General features: G+C 61.0%; 19 protein-coding genes and 1 tRNA gene. 10 read left to right on the top strand and 10 right to left on the bottom strand.

Going from position 1 to position 17,986, the window contains the following annotated elements:
* Position 1 precedes the first annotated feature (1 nt).
* Genes pip through GRI47_RS05375 form a run of 4 tightly spaced genes read right to left on the bottom strand, consistent with a single transcriptional unit; the run spans position 2 to position 5,273 of the window.
* Positions 2-964, bottom strand: a complete 963-nt coding sequence (gene pip, locus GRI47_RS05390; protein WP_160660302.1) for a prolyl aminopeptidase — start codon at positions 962-964, stop codon at positions 2-4.
* Complete coding sequence (locus GRI47_RS05385; RefSeq protein WP_160660301.1) at positions 957-1,802, bottom strand: phosphodiester glycosidase family protein; 846 nt, start codon at positions 1,800-1,802, stop codon at positions 957-959. The genes pip and GRI47_RS05385 overlap by 8 nt, the downstream gene beginning before the upstream one ends.
* The gene (locus GRI47_RS05380) at positions 1,799-3,313 is read right to left on the bottom strand and encodes an anthranilate synthase component I family protein (RefSeq protein WP_160660300.1); all 1,515 of its coding nucleotides are present in this window, start codon (positions 3,311-3,313) and stop codon (positions 1,799-1,801) included. The genes GRI47_RS05385 and GRI47_RS05380 overlap by 4 nt, the downstream gene beginning before the upstream one ends.
* Positions 3,314-3,335: 22 nt before the next feature.
* The gene (locus GRI47_RS05375; protein WP_160660299.1) at positions 3,336-5,273 is read right to left on the bottom strand and encodes a SurA N-terminal domain-containing protein; all 1,938 of its coding nucleotides are present in this window, start codon (positions 5,271-5,273) and stop codon (positions 3,336-3,338) included.
* Positions 5,274-5,465: 192 nt separating this feature from the next.
* Here GRI47_RS05375 and tpiA point away from each other — a divergent pair, with 192 nt between their 5' ends.
* The 3 genes from tpiA to GRI47_RS05360 all read left to right on the top strand — a co-directional run bounded on the left by tpiA (position 5,466) and on the right by GRI47_RS05360 (position 8,421).
* Entirely contained in the window at positions 5,466-6,227 is a 762-nt protein-coding gene (tpiA, locus tag GRI47_RS05370; protein ID WP_160660298.1) for a triose-phosphate isomerase, read from the top strand.
* A gap of 74 nt (positions 6,228-6,301) precedes the next feature.
* A complete protein-coding gene (gene secG / locus GRI47_RS05365; protein ID WP_160660297.1) occupies positions 6,302-6,682 on the top strand; it encodes a preprotein translocase subunit SecG in 381 nt (126 codons plus the stop codon).
* Positions 6,683-6,786: 104 nt separating this feature from the next.
* Entirely contained in the window at positions 6,787-8,421 is a 1,635-nt protein-coding gene (locus GRI47_RS05360; protein ID WP_160660296.1) for a CTP synthase, read from the top strand.
* Between the two features lie 392 nt (positions 8,422-8,813).
* Here GRI47_RS05360 and GRI47_RS05355 read toward each other — a convergent pair whose 3' ends face one another.
* A complete protein-coding gene (locus GRI47_RS05355; protein ID WP_160660295.1) occupies positions 8,814-9,305 on the bottom strand; it encodes an Hsp20 family protein in 492 nt (163 codons plus the stop codon).
* Positions 9,306-9,489: 184 nt separating this feature from the next.
* Between GRI47_RS05355 and grxC the strand changes: the two genes are divergently transcribed.
* From grxC to GRI47_RS05335, 4 genes are all read left to right on the top strand, one after another.
* Positions 9,490-9,753, top strand: a complete 264-nt coding sequence (gene grxC, locus GRI47_RS05350; protein WP_160660294.1) for a glutaredoxin 3 — start codon at positions 9,490-9,492, stop codon at positions 9,751-9,753.
* A 5-nt stretch (positions 9,754-9,758) separates the two neighbouring features.
* Positions 9,759-10,577, top strand: coding sequence for a carbon-nitrogen hydrolase family protein (locus GRI47_RS05345; protein WP_160660293.1), 819 nt, complete (start codon positions 9,759-9,761; stop codon positions 10,575-10,577).
* 7 nt (positions 10,578-10,584) lie between these two features.
* Positions 10,585-11,079, top strand: a complete 495-nt coding sequence (locus tag GRI47_RS05340) for a DUF1178 family protein (RefSeq protein WP_160660292.1) — start codon at positions 10,585-10,587, stop codon at positions 11,077-11,079.
* A 48-nt stretch (positions 11,080-11,127) separates the two neighbouring features.
* Positions 11,128-11,204 (top strand) — tRNA-Arg (locus tag GRI47_RS05335).
* 10 nt (positions 11,205-11,214) lie between these two features.
* Here GRI47_RS05335 and GRI47_RS05330 read toward each other — a convergent pair.
* Together GRI47_RS05330 and GRI47_RS05325 are read right to left on the bottom strand one after the other, a co-directional pair.
* Entirely contained in the window at positions 11,215-12,294 is a 1,080-nt protein-coding gene (locus GRI47_RS05330) for a site-specific integrase (protein ID WP_160660291.1), read from the bottom strand.
* The gene (locus GRI47_RS05325) at positions 12,291-12,479 is read right to left on the bottom strand and encodes a hypothetical protein (protein ID WP_160660290.1); all 189 of its coding nucleotides are present in this window, start codon (positions 12,477-12,479) and stop codon (positions 12,291-12,293) included. Before GRI47_RS05325 ends, GRI47_RS05330 begins: the two co-directional genes overlap by 4 nt.
* A 287-nt stretch (positions 12,480-12,766) precedes the next feature.
* On the opposite strand from GRI47_RS05325, the gene GRI47_RS05320 reads away from it, so the two are divergent.
* Complete coding sequence (locus tag GRI47_RS05320; protein ID WP_160660289.1) at positions 12,767-12,955, top strand: helix-turn-helix domain-containing protein; 189 nt, start codon at positions 12,767-12,769, stop codon at positions 12,953-12,955.
* A 54-nt stretch (positions 12,956-13,009) separates the two neighbouring features.
* Here GRI47_RS05320 and GRI47_RS05315 read toward each other — a convergent pair whose 3' ends face one another.
* Entirely contained in the window at positions 13,010-14,317 is a 1,308-nt protein-coding gene (locus tag GRI47_RS05315; protein ID WP_160660288.1) for a site-specific DNA-methyltransferase, read from the bottom strand.
* Between the two features lie 68 nt (positions 14,318-14,385).
* On the opposite strand from GRI47_RS05315, the gene GRI47_RS05310 reads away from it, so the two are divergent.
* Positions 14,386-15,318: a DNA adenine methylase gene (locus tag GRI47_RS05310; RefSeq protein ID WP_202387186.1), complete on the top strand. Its 933-nt coding sequence runs from the start codon at positions 14,386-14,388 to the stop codon at positions 15,316-15,318.
* Between the two features lie 587 nt (positions 15,319-15,905).
* The gene (locus GRI47_RS05305) at positions 15,906-16,529 is read left to right on the top strand and encodes an HNH endonuclease (RefSeq protein ID WP_160660287.1); all 624 of its coding nucleotides are present in this window, start codon (positions 15,906-15,908) and stop codon (positions 16,527-16,529) included.
* Between the two features lie 18 nt (positions 16,530-16,547).
* Here GRI47_RS05305 and GRI47_RS05300 read toward each other — a convergent pair whose 3' ends face one another.
* The gene (locus GRI47_RS05300) at positions 16,548-17,249 is read right to left on the bottom strand and encodes a recombinase family protein (RefSeq protein ID WP_237452621.1); all 702 of its coding nucleotides are present in this window, start codon (positions 17,247-17,249) and stop codon (positions 16,548-16,550) included.
* Between the two features lie 236 nt (positions 17,250-17,485).
* Positions 17,486-17,986, bottom strand: coding sequence for an FUSC family protein (locus tag GRI47_RS05295; protein WP_160660286.1), 501 nt, complete (start codon positions 17,984-17,986; stop codon positions 17,486-17,488).

Here is a 17,986-nt window from a genome sequence, read left to right as displayed (position 1 = left end):
CTTACTTCGCCGCCAATTTGTCGGTCGCGCGGACGAGACCGTCGATAATGCCCTTCTCGCCCGCGCTGTGGCCCGCATCGTTCACGATCCAGAGCTCGGCTTCCGGCCAGGCCTTCTTCAATTCCCAGGCCGATGTCGGCGGAGTGCAGATATCGTGGCGGCCCTGGACGATGATGCCGGGGATATGGCGCATTTTGTCGAGATTTTTGAGCAGCTGCGCTTCCTCGAGGAAGAAATCCTCGAGGAAGAACCGCGCGCAGATGCGCGCGAAGGGGATGGCCTTGGCGGGATCGCCGAAGCTTTCCATCAGCGCTTCGTCGGGCAGCAGGGTCGCGACGCTGCCTTCCCAGAGCGACCATTCGCGCGCGGCGGCGAGGCGGGTGTCCTCGTCATCGCTGGTCAGCCGATCGTAATAGGCCTGCACCAGATTGTCGCGTTCGCCTTCGGGGATGAGCCCGGCGAAATCGTCCCATTGTTCGGCCATGATCTCGCTCGCGCCGTAGCGATAGAGCCAGTCCTTTTCCTTCTGCCGGGCAAGGAACACGCCGCGCAGCACCAGTTCGCTGACCCGCTCGGGATATGTCTGGGCATAGGCTAGCGCGAGGGTGGAACCCCAGCTGCCGCCGAAGGCCTGCCAGTTGTCGTGCCCGCACATCTCCCGCAGGCGCTCGATATCCTCGACGATGCGCCATGTATCGTTCTTATCGATCTCCGCGAAGGGCGTCGATTTGCCGCAACCGCGTTGGTCGAACAGCAGGACGTCGTATTTCTCAGGGTTCCACTGGCGCCGGTGATTGGCGCTCATCCCGCCTCCCGGCCCACCATGAAGGAAGACCGCCGGTTTCGCACCGGGCGTGCCGACGCGCTCGTAATAGAGCGAGTGCCCTTCGCCCACATCGAGCATCCCGGTCTCGTAGGGTTCGATCTCGGGATAGAGCGGGCGGCGTTGCTGCGGATCACTCATCAGGTACTTCCTTTTTCTCGACCACCAGGATCGGCCCGATCGCCGCGCCGCCATCGGTGCGGCCCGTGGCGGGATTCCACAAGGCCGACACGCTGCCATCGAGATAGAGCGCGTTGGGAGTCTTCAATTCGTCCCGAAAAAACCGAGCGAATTTTCCGAACGAGAGCGGCGCGTTCGAGATCACGAAATGCGCGCGCCCCTTCTCGTCGACGCCCACCCCGTTGCGGATCAGGCGCGAGGGGCCATCCTCGGTAATCTCGGGGTGCACCTTGCCATCGATCAAAAGCATCGGCCCCGATTGCGTACCGAATTCGGGCCGATCGGACACATTGGCGAGGAAATCATCGGTTGTGCGGATTTCCCATTTGTCGCCCGTGCCGAAGAAGACACCGTTCGGCTTCATGTGGAAATTGCCCTCACCATCCGCGGTGTTGAGCGTCTTCAGGCGTTCGGAATCTTCCACGAAATAGCCGATCGGATCGCCATCGTCGTCATACATGCCCGCATTCATCGCGAAGGCGACCGTGTCGCCGTCCATCGCTTCCGCGAGCTTGGCGAGGCTGCGGTAATTCTCGCCCGAAGCATTTGCCAGCGCGGTTTCGATACGATGGCGCGAGGGAATGGCGAGGCAGTGGGTGAGCGAGGTGTTCTCGAAGATGACCGAGCGGCAGGCGGATTCGACCTGGCTGGCGATGGTGGCATCGTCGCTCGGCATGGGGGCGGGGGCACCGACGCTGCCGTCGATCTTGGCGCGGGCGACCGGCTTGCCCTCGGGCTGGGCATCGCACCCCGTCAGGGCAAGGGCGCCCATCAGCAGAGAGGTTGCGAGAAGCTTCATCGGCGCTTCTCCGCCTGGCGGAAGGCTTCGGCGGCGGCCGCGCGCAGGGCGCCCGCCTTGGCCTCGCATTCGCGGCGTTCGTAATCGGGATCGCTGTCCGCGACGATACCCGCGCCCGCCTGGACGTGCATCATCTGGTCCTTCACCACCGCGGTGCGCAGGACGATGCAGCTGTCGAGCGATCCGTCGGGCGCGAAATAGCCGACGCCGCCCGCATAGGGTCCGCGCGCATCGCGCTCCAGTTCCGCGACGATCTGGCAGGCGCGCAGCTTGGGCGCGCCGCTGACCGTCCCGGCGGGGAAGCCCGCGAACAGGGCGTCGATCGCGTCGAATTTCGGATCGAGCCGCCCGACGACATTGCTTACGATATGCATGACATGGCTGTAACGTTCGATTGTAAAACTGTCAGTGACTTCGACGCTGCCGCTCGTCGCGACCCGACCCACATCGTTGCGCCCGAGGTCGAGCAACATCAAGTGCTCGGCCCGTTCCTTCGCGTCGGACAGCAGCGATTCCTCGGCAGCCCGATCGGCCTGCTCGCTCGAGCCGCGCGGGCGCGTGCCGGCGATGGGGCGAACGGTGACTTCGCTGGCGCCGCCCTCGCCGGGGCGGACCCTGACGAGGATTTCAGGGCTCGATCCCACGACCGCGAAATCGGGCAGGTCGAGGAAATAGAGGAAGGGGGACGGGTTCACCCGGCGCAGCGCGCGGTAGAGTTCGATCGGGGGCAGGGGGAAGGGGCAGGTATAGCGCTGGGACAGGACGACCTGGAAGATGTCGCCCGCGACGATGTAGTCCTTCGCGCGCTCGACCATGCTTGTGTAGTCCGCTGCGGACACGACCGGGTCGAGCTGTGCGGTGGGCATGGGCAGGGACGAGGTGGGGCTGTGGGATGGAGCGCCGCCCCCAAGCCGTTGCAGAGCCGTGTCGATGCGGCTGCGAGCCTGTTCGATCAATGCTGAGGGATCATCGCCGCTGTCGGGCCATATCGGGGCGATGCAATGCAATTCGTCGCCGAGGCTATCGAAGACCAGCAGCAGGGTGGGGCGCGCGAACACCATGTCGGGCAGGCCCAGTCCGGGCCCGGCGGCGCGCGGCACGTCCTCGACCATGCCGATCGTCTCATAAGCGAAATAGCCGACCAGACAGGCCAAGGCTGGGGGCAGTCCCTTCGGCACGTCGATGCGGCATTCGTCGGCGAGAGCACGCAAGGCCGCGACGGGATTGTCCGTGCTCTCTTCAAAGGCCGCGCGATCTCTTCGCCATTGGCGATTGATCGAGGCCCGCCCCTGCTCGGCGCGAAAGACCAGGTCGGGGTCGAGGCCCAGCAGGCTGTAGCGCCCGCGCACCGCGCCGCCTTCGACCGATTCGAGCAGGAAATCGCCGCGTTGCGATTCCATCAGTTTCAGCGCCGCGCCGACCGGGGTTTCGGTATCGGCGACGATCGTCTGCCAGATCAGCGCCGGATGGCCCTCGGCCAGCGCGGCTTGCGCTTTATCTTCACCGCGCATTCGGATCAGCTTTCGCTCGCGATCACTGCCGCTCGCCGACCAGCTGGCGGCGCACCGCATCGATCGCGTCTTCATTGCGTTCGATGCCCACCTCGCCCCGCATCGCGGCGACGAGCTGCTCGGTATATTCCTGACCGAGAGTCGAGGCGAGCTGTTCGCGCGCCTGCCCGATCAGCGGATCGTCCGCCTCCATCGTGCCGACCGAAATCTCTTCGAGGTCGACCACGAACCAGCCGAGATCGCGCGCTGCAGCGAGCTTCTTCGCCGTGCCCTGCGCCATGCTGAACATCAAAGCGAGGGGCGGGGGAATGCGGCGGTCCTGCTGGCGCGCCAGATCCTCGCGCGTCAGATTGATGTTCTCGGGCGCGGGCAGATCGACATCCTCCGCCTGCAAGGCTGCCGCCATGGTCGCGCCTCCGCGCAGTCGCTGGATCAGGCGATCGGCAGCGGCGCGTGCGGCCTTCGAACCCTGCTCGAGCCGCCATGCGGCGGTGACCTGATCGCGGATCTCGGCAAGCGGCGGCGTTGCGGCGCCGTTGATGCGCGTGACTTCGAAGACGAGATAGGTCTCACCGCGCTCGATTTCCGCGACCTGGGGTTCGCTCTCTTCCATCTGGAACGCGGTCGCGAGCGCCGGGGCGAGCACGTCGGGCGCGGTCTCGTCGACGCCATAGACCTGGCCATTGGCCGTGAGCGGCTGCGTCGTTTCGACCGCGATGCCGCGTTCCCGCGCGACTTCGGCGAGCGTCGCTCCCTCCTCGAGGCGCTCTTCGATTTCGGCGGCGACATTGGCGAGCGCGCGGGTCCGCTTTTCCTCGCGCACCGTATCGGCGATCTCGCCACGGACCTGTGCGAGACTGCGGGCTGGCGTCGAATTGACGGCATCGATCCGCGCCACGTGCCAGCCCAGCGCGCTGCGCGCCGGGACCGCGACCGTACCTCGTGCCGCGCCGAAGATCGCCTCGGCGACCGCAGGCGACGCATCGGATGCCAGTTCCGCGCGCGTGACCGCCTCCTGCTGCACGGTGCGGAAACCTGCTTCCCGTGCGACCGCTTCGAGCGAAGCCCCACCTTCGACGCGCGCTCTCAAGGCGTTGGCAGCCTGCTGCGTCGGCACGATCAGCTGGGTGTAGCTGCGCGTCTCGCTCGCCGCATATTGCGCGCGGTCCTGCTGGTAGCGTGCGGCGATTTCATTCTCGGTCGGCTCGATCTCGTCGGCGATCGCATCATTGTCGAAGGTCGCATAGCGCACGACCCGGCGCTCGGGGCGAATGAAATTGCCCCGGTTTGCTTCGTAGAAAGCCTGCAATTGCTGGGCGCTCGGCGCGGCTTCGGGGGCAAAGGCAGAAGAGGGAAGGAAGCCGATCGCCCCTTCGCGCCGTTCGCGGAACAGGCCGGCATAGCGCTTCGCCAGAGCCTGCGGCATCACAGCGCCGAAAGCGGCGGGACCCGCGATCTGCTGGGCGAGCAGGCCCGAGCGGATATCGTCGCGCACCTGCGCATCGGTCAGCCCCTGGGCGGCGAGAGCTTGGCGATAGGCGTTCTCGTCGAAATTCCCGTCCGCCCCGCGAAAGGCGGCGATCGTCTGAATTTCGCTGTTTATCAGATTGTCGCCCGCCCTGAGGCCGTTGTCGCGCGCGAAGGCCGAGATGACATAGCGGTCGATCAATTGGTTCAGCACCTCCTCGAAACCGCCCCCGGCGATGAAGGCGGGCATAGACAGGGTAGGATCTTCCTGGCGAACTCGATCGAGCGCGCTCGTCGTCGCACGGCTCAATTCCGCACTGTCGATCCGCTCGTCACCGACGACCGCGACCCGGTTGCCCCCGGCGACTCCGCCGAACATCCCGGTGCTAGAGACGTCGGCACTGGCGAAGGCGAAGGCGATCAGGCCGAGAAAGGCGAAGGTAAGGCCAAGGCCGATCTTGGACTTGAAGAAGCTGCGGAAGAAAGTGAGCATGGCTGCGAACGGCATCCTGTCGGAAGTGATGGCCGGCCACCGGGGGCCGAACGGTTCGGCGCGCTTTATCCGGGCTGCGACCTTGCCGCAACAGGTGTCGAAGGTTTTGACCCAGGCCTTCGGGTCGGCTAGCGGACCTCGCCCGGCATGACCATATGGCGGGACACAATCTGAAATCTGCAGGAAATGACTATGGCCGAACGGCCCTACATCGTTGGAAACTGGAAGATGAACGGCACGCGCGCCATGCTGTCGGAAGCGCGCGCCATCGACCGTGCGGCGCAGCGCTACATGAAGGTCGAGGTCGCTCTGGCCCCTCCCTTTACGCTGCTGCACGCCGTCCATCGCGAAGCCGAGCAGATCGGGGTCGGCGCGCAGGACTGCCATGCGGAGCCGGACGGCGCGCATACCGGCGATGTCAGCGCCACGATGGTCGCCGATTCGGGTGCGAAATTCGTCGTTCTGGGCCATAGCGAACGCCGCGGCGATCACGGTGAGAGCGACGCGCTGATCGCTTCGAAGGTTTCCGCCGCGCTCGAAGCGGGGCTGCGGATCATCCTGTGCTGTGGCGAGAGTGAAGCGACGCGCGATGCTGGCAAGGCCGAAGATTTCGTCCTCGACCAGCTGCGCGCGGGCCTGCCGAAGCTGGAGGATGCGTCGGAACGCATCACCGTCGCCTACGAACCTATCTGGGCGATCGGAACCGGGCGCACGGCGGAGGCCGCCGATATCGCTGCCATGCACCACGCCATTCACGGCCTGTTGGTCGAAACCTATGGCGAGGAGCAGGCTGCGGGTGTCCGCATTCTCTACGGCGGCTCGGTCAAGCCCGACAATGCGCGCGAGATCCTCTCGCTCTCTCATGTCGGTGGTGCGCTGGTCGGCGGGGCGAGCCTGTCTGCCGAAAGCTTCCTCGGCATCGTCGTCGCCGCGTCTGAAGCGGACGAAGGGTGAGGGAAGGGCGCGCCCTTGTGCGCGCCGCCGACCGGACCTAGTTACACGTCACTTGAATCCAGAACGGATATCCGATGTTCTTTTTCCTCACCGTCGTTCAGGCCATCGTCGCCGCCGCCCTCGTGGGTGTCATTCTCATGCAGCGTTCCGAAGGGGGCGGGCTGGGTATCGGCGGCAGTCCTTCGGGAATGCTGAGCGCGCGCGGCGCGGCGGATTTCCTGACCCGCTCGACCAAGTGGCTGGCGGTCGTCTTCGTGGTCCTCTCGATTGCTCTGGCAGCGATCGCGGTCGAAACGACGCAGGGCTCCTCGCTCGAGACGACTCTGGATCGCAATGTCACGCCGATCGAACAGCAGGACCCGTTGGGCGGAACGCCGGTGACCGGTCCGGGCGAAGCCGCTCCGGCTCCGGCGGCCCCCGCTGCTCCCGCCAATGACGATCCGCTCGCGCAATAAACGCTTTCGTTCGACATAATTGTGGACGGGCGAGCGTCTGATCGCTCGCTTCGTCCGGTTTACGCTTGCCCCGAATCACGACCGGGGCTTAAGGCCCGGCTCCCATGGCGCGGTACATTTTCATCACCGGCGGCGTGGTCTCCTCGCTCGGCAAAGGTCTCATGGCGGCATCGCTCGCAGCGCTCTTGCAGGCGCGCGGCTACAAGGTCCGCATTCGCAAGTTCGACCCTTATCTGAACGTCGATCCGGGCACGATGAGCCCGTATCAGCACGGCGAGGTGTTCGTGACCGATGACGGGGCGGAGACCGATCTCGATCTCGGCCATTACGAGCGGTTCACGGGCGTTTCCGCGCATCAGGCGGACAATGTCACCAGCGGGCGCATCTATCAGCAGATCATCGCCAAGGAACGGCGCGGCGACTATCTCGGCGCGACCGTGCAGGTCGTTCCGCATGTGACGGACGCGATCAAGCAGTTCGCCCTGGCCGATCAGGACGATCACGATTTCATCCTGTGCGAAATCGGCGGGACGGTCGGCGATATCGAGGGCCTGCCCTTCATGGAGGCCATTCGCCAGCTGAGGAACGAGCTTCCGGTCGACCAGACGTTGAGCGTCCATGTGACGCTGGTTCCCTATATCGCGGCGGCGGGCGAGCTGAAGACCAAGCCGACCCAGCACAGCGTGCGCGAACTTGCCAGCCTCGGCATCAAGCCCGACCTGCTGCTGTGCCGCGCGGAGCATCCGATCCCCGAGAGCGAGCGGCGCAAGATCGCCCAGTTCTGCAACGTCCGCCCGGAATCGGTCATACCGGCGCTCGATGCGCCCTCGATCTATTCGGTCCCTCTCCAATATCACGGCGAAGGTCTCGACAGCGAGGTGCTGCGCGCCTTCGGCATCACCGACGCGCCGGAGCCCGATCTTTCCCGCTGGTACGATGTGGTCGATCGCCACTCGAACCCCGAAGGCGAAGTCGTGGTCGGCGTGATCGGCAAATATGTCGGCCTCCAGGACGCCTACAAATCGCTCAACGAGGCGCTGATCCATGGCGGGATGGCGCATCGCGTCCGCGTGAGGATCAAGTGGCTCGACGCCGAGGTGTTCGAGCAGGATGACGATGCGATCTCCGCGCAGCTCGAACCGATGCATGCGATCCTCGTGCCCGGCGGGTTCGGCGAGCGTGGATCGGAAGGGAAGATCGCGGCAGTCCGCTTCGCGCGCGAGCACAAGGTTCCGTTCCTCGGCATCTGTCTCGGAATGCAGATGGCCTGCATCGAAGGCGCGCGCTCGGCCGGTGTCGCGGCGGCGTCCTCCACCGAGTTCGGCGAAACCGAGGAGCCGGTCGTCGGCATCATCACCGAATGGATGAGCGAAGACGGCCTCCAGGAACGCGAGGCCGGCGGCGATCTAGGGGGCACGATGCGCCTCGGCGCGTACGACGCCAAGCTGGCACCCGACAGCCGCGTCAGCCAGGTCTATGGCGGCGTGACCGAGATCTCGGAACGCCATCGCCATCGTTACGAGGTCAACAGCCACTATATCGATACGCTGGAAGGGCAGGGCCTGGTATTCTCCGGCATGTCGCCCGATGGCCTCCTCCCCGAAATCGTCGAGAGGCCGGACCACCCGTGGTTCATCGGGGTCCAGTTCCACCCGGAACTGAAATCGCGCCCCTTCGATCCGCACCCGCTCTTCGCCGGATTCATCGGCGCCGCGTTGGAGCAGGCGCGCTTGATGTAAAATTTTTCGTCTTTCGCGTTAATAATCTAAACGATTGAATCGAAAGGGCGATGGCGGATCGGATCGGCGGATTGGCCGGTTCGCATTCGAAACCTTTCCCGAAAGTCTTTATTTATTCACGAGTTTGGGGCAGAACCGTGCTCGCGACTGGGGGCTGGCGCGATTTTCTTTCAATTTGGCCCGCATTGGCGCAACAAGGTTATAGGCTTGCCTCGAAACCTGCCGTCTTCTGCGACCCGGACGGCGAATTCCGAGGCTTGGCGGCGCCTCGCGTCGCGGGGGCAGTGCCTTCGGGCATTGCCCCCTATCGTCTTGATCCTATCGATCGGCACCAAGCAGAAAGGGCGGAGCCGCGCGGCCCCGCCCTTCGCTATTTTGGATAGGATCGAAGATCAGGCGACGTCGCGGTCGCTGGTCTCGCGCGCATCGTCGGATTTGTCGCCTTCGACCACTTCGAGCTTGCGAGTGCCGCCGATCATGACCTTCTTGGGCTTCATCGCGTCAGGCACTTCGCGCACCAGCTCGATCGTCAGCAGGCCGTCCGCCAGATCGGCATTCGCAACGCGGACGAAATCCGCGAGTTCGAACCGGCGTTCGAAGCCGCGATTGGCGATGCCGACATGCAGCATTTCGCCCTCCACCGACTCGTCGCGCTTCTTGCCCTGAATGGTCAGGAGGTTCTGCTGCGCGGTGATATCGAGATCGCGCTCGCGGAAGCCCGCCACGGCAAGCGTGATGCGGTAGCTGTCCTCATCGCGCCGCTCGATATTGAAAGGGGGGTAATTGTCGCCCGCATTGTTGCGCACCTGGCTTTCGAGCAGGTCGAACAGGCGGTCGAAGCCGACAGTGGTGCGGCGATAGGGGGAAAAATCGGTACGGTTCATCGAAACAAATCCTCTTATGAGCGATTTTCATAGTAAGGGTCAGCCCAGATCGGCACTGTCCCCGAACGATGTGCCCGATGCGCCTTGCGGCCGCTTCGGACCGTTCCAAGATAAGTGCGGCGCCGGGGGCGTTCAAGAACCTCCGATGCGAAGCCGCTTCGCCCCAACATAAGGATCACCCAGCATGAGCACGCCCGAAGTCACCATCTACACCAAGTTTGGCTGCGGATATTGCAGCCGGGCCAAGCGCCTGCTCGACGAAAAGGGCGTGGACTATACGGAACATGACATCACCATGGGCGGTCCTAAGCGGGAAGAGATGCTGGAAAAGGCGCCTGGCGCACGGACGGTCCCGCAGATCTTTATCGGGAGTACGCATGTGGGAGGCTCCGACGATCTGGCGACCCTGGAACGGCAGGGCGAGCTGGACGCGCTGCTCGCCGGGTAAGCGCCTTGGTACGGATCGCGCTTTTCCAGGAGAATACCGGGATCGATCCCGGTAGAAACGCCGAAGAACTCGCTCAAGCTGCCGACCAAGCGGCCGAGGGCGGGGCGGCGATGCTCTTCACGCCCGAGATGAGCAATCTGCTCGATCGGGATCGGGAGCGCGCCGGCCAAAATCTCTCGAGCGAGCGGGACGATCGGGTGCTAGCCGCCATGCGCGAAGCCGCCGCGAGAACCGGGCTTTGGATAGCGCTCGGTTCTTTCGCCTTCGCCAATGCCGATGGCTCGCGCGCCAATCGGGCGGTTGTCATCGATCCGGCAGGAGCCATCAGGACCTCATACGACAAGATCCACATGTTCGACGTTGATCTTGCCGACGGGGAGAGCTGGCGCGAATCCAATGTCTACCGCGCGGGAGACAGATTGGGGCTGGTCGAGGATACGCCGATCGGGCGCCTCGGCCTGTCGATCTGCTACGATATCCGCTTTCCGGCGCTGTTCGATGCGCTCGGCAGGGCGAAGTGCGATGCGATCGCGATTCCGGCCGCCTTCACCGTTCCGACAGGGACTGCGCATTGGCACATCCTTCAGCGCGCGCGGGCCATCGAAGCGAGCGCGTTCGTCATCGCAGCGGCCCAGGTCGGCCAGCACGAAGACGGGCGGCGCACCTATGGCCACAGCCTGGTGATCGACCCCTGGGGCGAGGTTCTGCTCGATATGGGCGGAGAAAGCGCGGGGGTGGGGTTTGCGGATATAGACCTTGCGCGCATCGAGGAGGTCAGAGCCCAGGTGCCGAGCCTTGCCAATCGCCGCGTGATTGTGGAGTAGCGCGCGGATGATCGTGTTCGACCTCCAATGCGGGAACGGCCATCGGTTCGAAGGGTGGTTCGGATCCTCGACCGACTTTGCCGATCAGCAGGCGCGCGGCCTGCTCGCCTGCCCCACTTGCGATGACATCGAAATTGCGAAGGCGCCCATGGCTCCGGCAATAGGCGTCAAGGGCAATGAGGTTTCTCGAGGTGCTGAAGATCGCCGGGAAATGGAAGCTACCGGCCAGCCTGCTCGTCCCGAAGTGTCGAACCTGCCGATACCTGCCGAACTGAAAGAGGCCTTCAGGAAAATCGTGAAGGCCCAGGCGAAAGCCTTGAAGACAAGTTCGTGGGTCGGCGACAAATTCGCCGATGAAGCGCGATCGATGCATTATGGCGAGAAGGACGAGAAGCCCATCCACGGCAGAGCCAGCGCAAAGGAAGCGCGTGATCTGCTGGAGGAGGGGGTCACCGTGGCACCGCTGCTCATCCCGATCGCGCCTCCCGACGAACTCAACTGATCGCGCCTCCGATTGCGCACGGCGTCAAGCCTGCTAAACGAGGCGCGGGCGCCCGTAGCTCAGCAGGATAGAGCACCAGATTCCTAATCTGGGGGCCACAGGTTCGAATCCTGTCGGGTGCGCCAGCTTTCCCATTTAAGCCTCTTTTCCCAAAGGGTTGTCGGAATCTTTGGCTAACTTGGTTTCGAGGTTAGCCATTAGGATTGCTCCAGCAGCATCGGAAAGCGTCAACTGATCGGCGGCGGCAGTGTACCGAGACACCTCTGAATCGGTCGTGTGTCCGGTCCAGGACTTGATCTGCTGATTGGTGCAGCCAGCCTCGGCCAACCGTCTGGCGGCGGCCTTTCTAAGCCCGTGAGCGGTGCAATGGGGTAGGCCAGCATTCGTGCACCATTTGCTGAATCGCTGCGGGAAGCTCTTTGCCGAATAGGGCTTGCTATGCGCGCTCAGAATGAACACCAAGCCACGAGTAGGCGTTGCCAAGATGGATCGGGCCAAGGGCGCAAGGATCGGTAGCGAGACCTTCGCACCAGTCTTCGACTGCACGATGTTGATTCGCTTGTCTTGGATATGCTGAGGTCCGAGAACACGGATGTCGCCTCCACGCTGACCAGTCCACAATAGAAGGTCGAAGGCAAGGCGCGGTATAGTGCCAGTCGGGTGGAATGCCTCGAAACGCGCAATCTCTTCATCCGTCCATGTATGATAGCCGGTTGATTTGGCTTTGTAGGAGCGAATTGCGCGCACAGGGTTCTTGTCCGCAAACCCCAGACGGATTGCGAAATCCATCAGGAAGGACAAGCGCTTCCTAAGAGTGTTCGCCGAATGAACGTGCGGAAGGCGTTCAGCCAACATGTCGGCAACGTGGTGTGATTCCAAGTCCCTGACTGAAGCACCCCCGTACTGCCGCCGCCACCTTTCAAATTCGCGACGGTAAACGGCTTGCGTTGTGCTCCTAAGTGCCACGAACTCGGCTGAACGGTAGTAGCGTGCGAGAAGATCATCCACGCTGCCCGGTGTCACTTTGTGCGCTTGGAGCGCAAGGCGATTGTCATCCCCATCAAGACAGGCCTGATATTCCTCCCTGAACTCTTCAGAGCCAGGATCATTTTTGAAAGTGTAGTTCTCAAAGCCCTTGCGGCGGAATCGGTAGTAGCTCTTGCCGTGCCGACTACGGTATTCGCTAACCCACTTGGGCAACCAACGCTTTTTCATTTCAGCTTGCTCATTATCTCATCGAAGGTGTTTTTCTTGGAGCCGGAGGCGGTCGGATCAAACGTGACGGTTATGTCGCCGGTATGAGGGTGTACCGTGAGGCTGTGAGGCGTCAGACCTGCGCTGTTTGTAGCCTTTAGGATTTTGACCAAGTCAGCCTGCTTGTAGGCGGAGGGCGCGGTCATTTATCCTCTGCCTTGCCAATCACGGAAACGTCGCTGGGACGAGCCCTCAACTCATCAGCAAGCCTATTTCCGAGGCTCAGCAAATCGACGACCGTCACTACTGCAGACCCCTCGCGGCTCTCCAACTCTCCGAGCGTATCTCGGGAATCCCCCACGGCAACGGAGTCGGTGAAAACGGCAAACCGCCCTGCATGCTTTTTGGAGACGCTCTTCTTCCAAGAGCGATAGGCAGTTTCATCCGTCCAAGAGCCAGGCCTATCCAGTGCGAAAGCGACGATTGCAGGCGCATGCTTCTCGACGAAGGACTGCACACTCTTTGGCCCCAAGAGGCGCTTGCTGATCTGGCCGAGATTGATCGCTCCCACATGGGACGTATCGAACGTGGCGAGCGCAATGTCACGATCCTCAATCTGAGAAAAATTGCGAAATCTTTCGACAAGACGATGGCACAGCTTTTGGAAGACGCGCAAATTTAGCCAAGAGGCCATCCCACTGGTCTGGCTGACTTGTCGCTCGCAACCTAGCAATAGCTAGGCGACCCTCCTTTTTGCAGACAGAGGCAGTGCAAGCCTCTCTAGGCTCTCCAAATCTTCAGTCGAATGCCCGCTTCCAAATTTCGGCGGAACATACGCAACTTCGAACGAGCCACCACCCTTCCAATTGAGCGCGTTAGTGATTCCACCGGTGTCATGACCGTCAATTACCGCCTGCAGCCTTGGAAAGGTAAATTTCTCAACAGTGTGCAGGTTTCTTTCTGCCAATAGCCACCGACGTCCCATCTTCTGCGCGACAGCCCCTGTGGTTCCACTCCCAGCGAAAATATCGACGACAAGATCGCCCTCGTTTGAAGCGACGTGGACGATCCGTTCAATCAATTCCTCAGGCTTCGGCGTGTCGAAGACTGATGAAGTCGGAAATAGTGAAAGGAGATGGCGTTTCGCATCGTCGTTGGTTCCGGTCTCTGAACTCCCCCAAATTGTGAATGGCACGAGGCCACGGAGTTGGTCATTGAAAAGTTTTAGACGCGGTGATCCATCACCACCTTTCGGGAACCAGATACGGTTTTCCAATAGAAGCTTCTTGAACGTTGGTTCGGTGGCATACCACGAGCGACCTCGAGGCGGCGTAAGGACCCTGCCGGATGGTGTCTTGATACGGTATTGTTGAGCCGGGCGGATTCCTGGAGCGGTAAATGGCGCGTCGGCCCATGGGCCCCGGGGGTCATCATCTCTATTGGTTAGACCCGATGCATCTTTCGGCAGTAGATTCCGAGAGGCCTTCCAAGCCTTCGCTCCGGCAGGAGCATAAACTAGAATGGTATCGTGATTGCTTGAGAATGCCGCTCGCGATTCGCGTGTCGTTCGCTTTTGCCAGATAACTGACGAAACGAAGGCCTCCTCACCAAAAACCTCGTCAAAAACGAGCCGTGCACGATGCACCTCACAATCATCCAAATGAACCCAGATGCTTGCGTCCGCAGCTAGATGCGGTTTGAGCGCTGAAAGTCGATCGCGGAGCATGCCCAGCCACATCGACCGATCCAAGTCGTCCTTGTAGCAGGCAACGTCCGCATTCGTATTGTACGGGGGGTCGACATATACCAGCCGCACCCCATTCTCGAAAAAGTCTGTCTGGTCGGCGAGCGCCTCCACGACATCAAACCCGTCGCCCACAATTATGGCGTTCGATTTACGATCTGGAAGCTTGTTAGAGAGTTCAGATATCCGAACGGCTGAACTCGTTTTGCCATCGTTCGGCTCAACCCAAACGTACTCCTGTTCCCCGTTCGCTCTAACCGCTAGGTCCTTGTTCTTCCAACTGAGAAAAATTTCTGACATCTTACCTCTGTGCCTGACGGCATTCGCTTGTTACTCAAGCGGACCGTCCCACCATATCACCGAGCAAAATGGCTCTAGCCGACAGCAACCGCATGAACCGACCCCAAACACGAGCCGAGCAATCTGAATTGCTTCTGCACTCTGGTGCCAAGCCAACGCGAAAGCCGTTCATTCGCTGGGTTGGCGGCAAGAGTAGGCTACTGCCTCGCATCCTTCCACATGTCCCGATAGATATCCAAGATTATTTCGAGCCCTTTCTCGGGGGTGGGGCCGTCTTCCTTGCTTCAATGCCGAGAATCAAAGGAACAGCGTACCTAGCTGACCTAAACGAACATCTGACTTCGGCTTGGATCGCATTGCGCGATCAACCCTCCGGCTTCTTTGCTCGGCTCGATTGGTATGCAGAAAACGACAGCAAAGAGTTCTACTACGAGACGAGGAGCAAGCTACCGACTGATCCAATCGAGAAGGCTGCTCGATTTCTCTACCTCAATGCTACGTCTTGGAATCATCTATGGCGGGAAAACTCAAAAACCGGTGCGATGAATGTTCCTTGGGGAGACCGCACCTTTAAGGGGTTCGGCGATGACGAACTTGGAGAGATTGCGAAGATACTAGAAGGTGTTGCGATTGAGAACCGAGATTTTCGCGAGGTCATATCTCAGGCGGGAGCGGGAGATTTTGTTTACCTTGATCCGCCGTATCTCCCTATTTTCTCAAAGCCAGGAGTGGAGAAAGAGCCAACAGCAAAGTTCAACAAATACACCGCGAAGACCTTTGAGCTAGCCGATCTAATCGAACTAGCGGCGCTCTGCGATGAGATGAGTGAGCGAGGTGTGCGCTGGATCATGTCCAACCGGGATACTGAAGTCGTTAGAGAGCTATTCTCAAGGCATGAGATTGTGGGGTTCACTACCCATAGAGCGTTGGCGGCCCAGAGCCGCAGAGAAGTGGAGGCGCACAAGTCCCCAGAGGCGTTGGTGATCGGAGCAACGTTGTGAGCGTTCTGCCGGTTGAGTGGATACTGATCGTTCGGTTCAACTTGTCGGCGCATCGAGCGACATACGGACGATTGCCCGGCACCCATTACACCAAGGACTATCTACAACTTTCTCGCAGACCTGACTTCATTGACGACTTACAAGCGGCTTTCCCGTCGATTGCAGTCGGGAGCGGCAAGGCATCCATAACTTATCGGTGGCCGGGCGGGTCTGCTTCCGGTGAGGTCCTAAAGAGATCATCAGATCGCCCCCACCTTTCATGGGTTACAACAGACAAAGCTCCTCCACCTTGGAGAATGTTGCCCACTCCTTCCCAGACGACGATCGAGACCATTAGGGGAAATCCAGATCACAAGGATGCGGCACAGGCGGATGCCGAATACGATGCATTGATTTCTTCTGACTTCGGGCAACCGTATCTAGTCGCGGTCAAAAGGGTAGGGGAAGAGGACGTTCTCCATCTTCGCGTCCTAGTCGACACCCCCGGGCCGAGCGCTGATTGGGCTGATGTCAAATTAGCTCCCCCAATAGTGCAAGAACTAGTTGCTAAGACGTCTCCGAGGTCTGCCGTCGCCTCGGAGCTTCTGGTGGACGAACAAACGCTGGTTTTTGACGACTCTCGAAAGATCAATCCGTGGCTACCCACCGCGCCTACTGCTGGCGATCCGACAGAGAAAAACGATGAACCGGCTACCAACGGAGATTTGAGCGACACTGTTGAACCCACTTCAGACGCCGCAGCTGAGGAAGCGGAGTATTCCGACGAAGAAGTCTCGGCCCTTGAACGCCAAACTGAAGAGGGTGATTACGAAGTCCCAGACGCGACAGCCAACGTCAAGACTAGGGGCAGCGCTCAAAGGGTCTTCGCAAAAAAGGTCAAAGAGAACTACGGTTGGCGGTGCGCGCTTACTGGCATCGCAACACGATCTTATCTAATCGCATCTCATATCGTTCCTTGGGGGCACGACCAATCAATCCGATTGGACCCGGCCAATGGCATTTGTTTGTCGGTTTTTGTGGATCGAGCCTTCGAGCAAGGCCATCTCCTTATCGAAGATGATCTGACCGTCCGTGTGAACTGGGATCATGTGGACCAAGATAAGGTCTTGGCAGATAAGTTGCGTCCCTTTGATGGCAGTTCACTAGCACAACCAAAGGCCAGCCCGCCAAACCCCGACTACCTCCAACGGCGACGAGAAATGTCGCCCTAGGGTTTCATCGAGTTGTGTTCACCGACTGAGGCTTCGATCAATATCAAGCCTAGCCAATAGCCGGGCAACGGAAGTGGGATACCAATGCCCTCCAGTTCTCGAAATTACACCTGCCCTGTTGAGAGCATTTGCAGTTGATTGCAGGGACCCGTCTGGCTCGATGCCGTGTGCGACCATCTGTAAATAGACTTGCCTTGCAAACCGTTCGGCTCCCTCCTTGTTCTTCCGTGCCAAAACCTTGCCGTGGCGACCAAGCTGCACGCCGCGCAACTTTGCGGCCTGGAGAGCAGCCTTAGTGCGCTCGCTGATCCTACGCCCTTCCTCCTCGGCCATCGCAGCAAAGATACGGAGCATGAAACGGTCTGCCTGTGGCATGTCGGCGGCGACGAAATCGACCCCACTCTCCATAAGGCCACTGATGAAATGAACGTTGCGAGCCAACCTATCCAGTTTTGCAATTACAAGCTGCGCCTTCGATTTTCTGCAATGAGCGAGTGCAGCTTGTAGCTGCGGTCGGGATGCCTTCGTGCCGCTTTCGACCTCGATAAACTCAATAAACTCGACGTCGCCAATCAGTGCCACAATTGCGCTACGCTGGGCTTCCAAACCAAGCCCTGATTGCCCCTGCCTTTGGGTGCTGACACGCAAATACGCCGCAGGCTTCGGATTGTCGGCTTTGTTACAGGTAAAGGTTGGTTTGCCCGTTCCGCCCGCCATCATCCAATCTCCCAGATCGGGTAATTGGCTGATGCGGCTCTGAAGACCGATAGGCCTTCGAGGAAAGATTGCTTCGATAGTCGAAAGCCGACAGAACCGGCTTGCGCTCTTACCTTCTCGGCTGGTTCAGGCGATTTCCCTTAGGATCGAACTTTCCCCCCTAAGCGAGGGGTGCTGACGATCTGCGGCACCACCCCTCCCATGCTGAGGAATGGCCTGTGTGCCTATTTGTCGCATCGTTAGGTCTTCGATCCAGCGTATGTCCGTTCGATGACAAGTTCGGCCAGGAGATGCAGCACGGCACCCACCAGCCCGCCCAGCAGCACCTCCGTGCCGCGGAACAGGCCCGCTTCCCAGAGCGGCGTACCCGGCGTGCCGGTCAGGAAGACGAGCGGGCAGGTCCACATGCAGACCCTGAGCGAGGGGAATCGCCGCGCGGCCACGGCGGCCAGCGCGACGGCAATCGTCATTTCGACGATGATGCTCGTGCCCAGCCATTCGCCCAGCATGCCGATCGCCACCGCGATTCCCACGCCGACCAGCGTGCCGAAGAAGCGCCCGATGGTCGCCTGCCGCGTGTCGCCCAGTTTCTCCTGGCCGACGATGATCCCCGAGATCGCGGCCCAGACCGGATGTGGCAGCGCGACGGCCCCCGCAAGCACGAAGGACAGGGTCGCCGCGCCCGAACAGCGCAGCACGAAGGCCAGATCGCGCGCCCGATCTTCGGTCACGACAGCCAC

The organism is Qipengyuania pelagi (assembly GCF_009827295.1).
Classification (GTDB): domain Bacteria; phylum Pseudomonadota; class Alphaproteobacteria; order Sphingomonadales; family Sphingomonadaceae; genus Qipengyuania; species Qipengyuania pelagi.
This window is presented reverse-complemented; position numbering and strand designations above follow the sequence as displayed.

Bases quoted from the DNA above. Each gene is read 5' to 3' on its own strand.
- pip (WP_160660302.1), bottom strand. From the start codon at position 964: ATGAGTGATCCGCAGCAACGCCGCCCGCTCTATCCCGAGATCGAACCC.
- GRI47_RS05385 (WP_160660301.1), bottom strand. From the start codon at position 1,802: ATGAAGCTTCTCGCAACCTCTCTGCTGATGGGCGCCCTTGCCCTGACG.
- GRI47_RS05380 (WP_160660300.1), bottom strand. From the start codon at position 3,313: ATGCGCGGTGAAGATAAAGCGCAAGCCGCGCTGGCCGAGGGCCATCCG.
- GRI47_RS05375 (WP_160660299.1), bottom strand. From the start codon at position 5,273: ATGCTCACTTTCTTCCGCAGCTTCTTCAAGTCCAAGATCGGCCTTGGC.
- tpiA (WP_160660298.1), top strand. From the start codon at position 5,466: ATGGCCGAACGGCCCTACATCGTTGGAAACTGGAAGATGAACGGCACG.
- secG (WP_160660297.1), top strand. From the start codon at position 6,302: ATGTTCTTTTTCCTCACCGTCGTTCAGGCCATCGTCGCCGCCGCCCTC.
- GRI47_RS05360 (WP_160660296.1), top strand. From the start codon at position 6,787: ATGGCGCGGTACATTTTCATCACCGGCGGCGTGGTCTCCTCGCTCGGC.
- GRI47_RS05355 (WP_160660295.1), bottom strand. From the start codon at position 9,305: ATGAACCGTACCGATTTTTCCCCCTATCGCCGCACCACTGTCGGCTTC.
- grxC (WP_160660294.1), top strand. From the start codon at position 9,490: ATGAGCACGCCCGAAGTCACCATCTACACCAAGTTTGGCTGCGGATAT.
- GRI47_RS05340 (WP_160660292.1), top strand. From the start codon at position 10,585: ATGATCGTGTTCGACCTCCAATGCGGGAACGGCCATCGGTTCGAAGGG.
- GRI47_RS05330 (WP_160660291.1), bottom strand. From the start codon at position 12,294: ATGAAAAAGCGTTGGTTGCCCAAGTGGGTTAGCGAATACCGTAGTCGG.
- GRI47_RS05325 (WP_160660290.1), bottom strand. From the start codon at position 12,479: ATGACCGCGCCCTCCGCCTACAAGCAGGCTGACTTGGTCAAAATCCTA.
- GRI47_RS05320 (WP_160660289.1), top strand. From the start codon at position 12,767: ATGCTTCTCGACGAAGGACTGCACACTCTTTGGCCCCAAGAGGCGCTT.
- GRI47_RS05315 (WP_160660288.1), bottom strand. From the start codon at position 14,317: ATGTCAGAAATTTTTCTCAGTTGGAAGAACAAGGACCTAGCGGTTAGA.
- GRI47_RS05310 (WP_202387186.1), top strand. From the start codon at position 14,386: ATGGCTCTAGCCGACAGCAACCGCATGAACCGACCCCAAACACGAGCC.
- GRI47_RS05300 (WP_237452621.1), bottom strand. From the start codon at position 17,249: ATGATGGCGGGCGGAACGGGCAAACCAACCTTTACCTGTAACAAAGCC.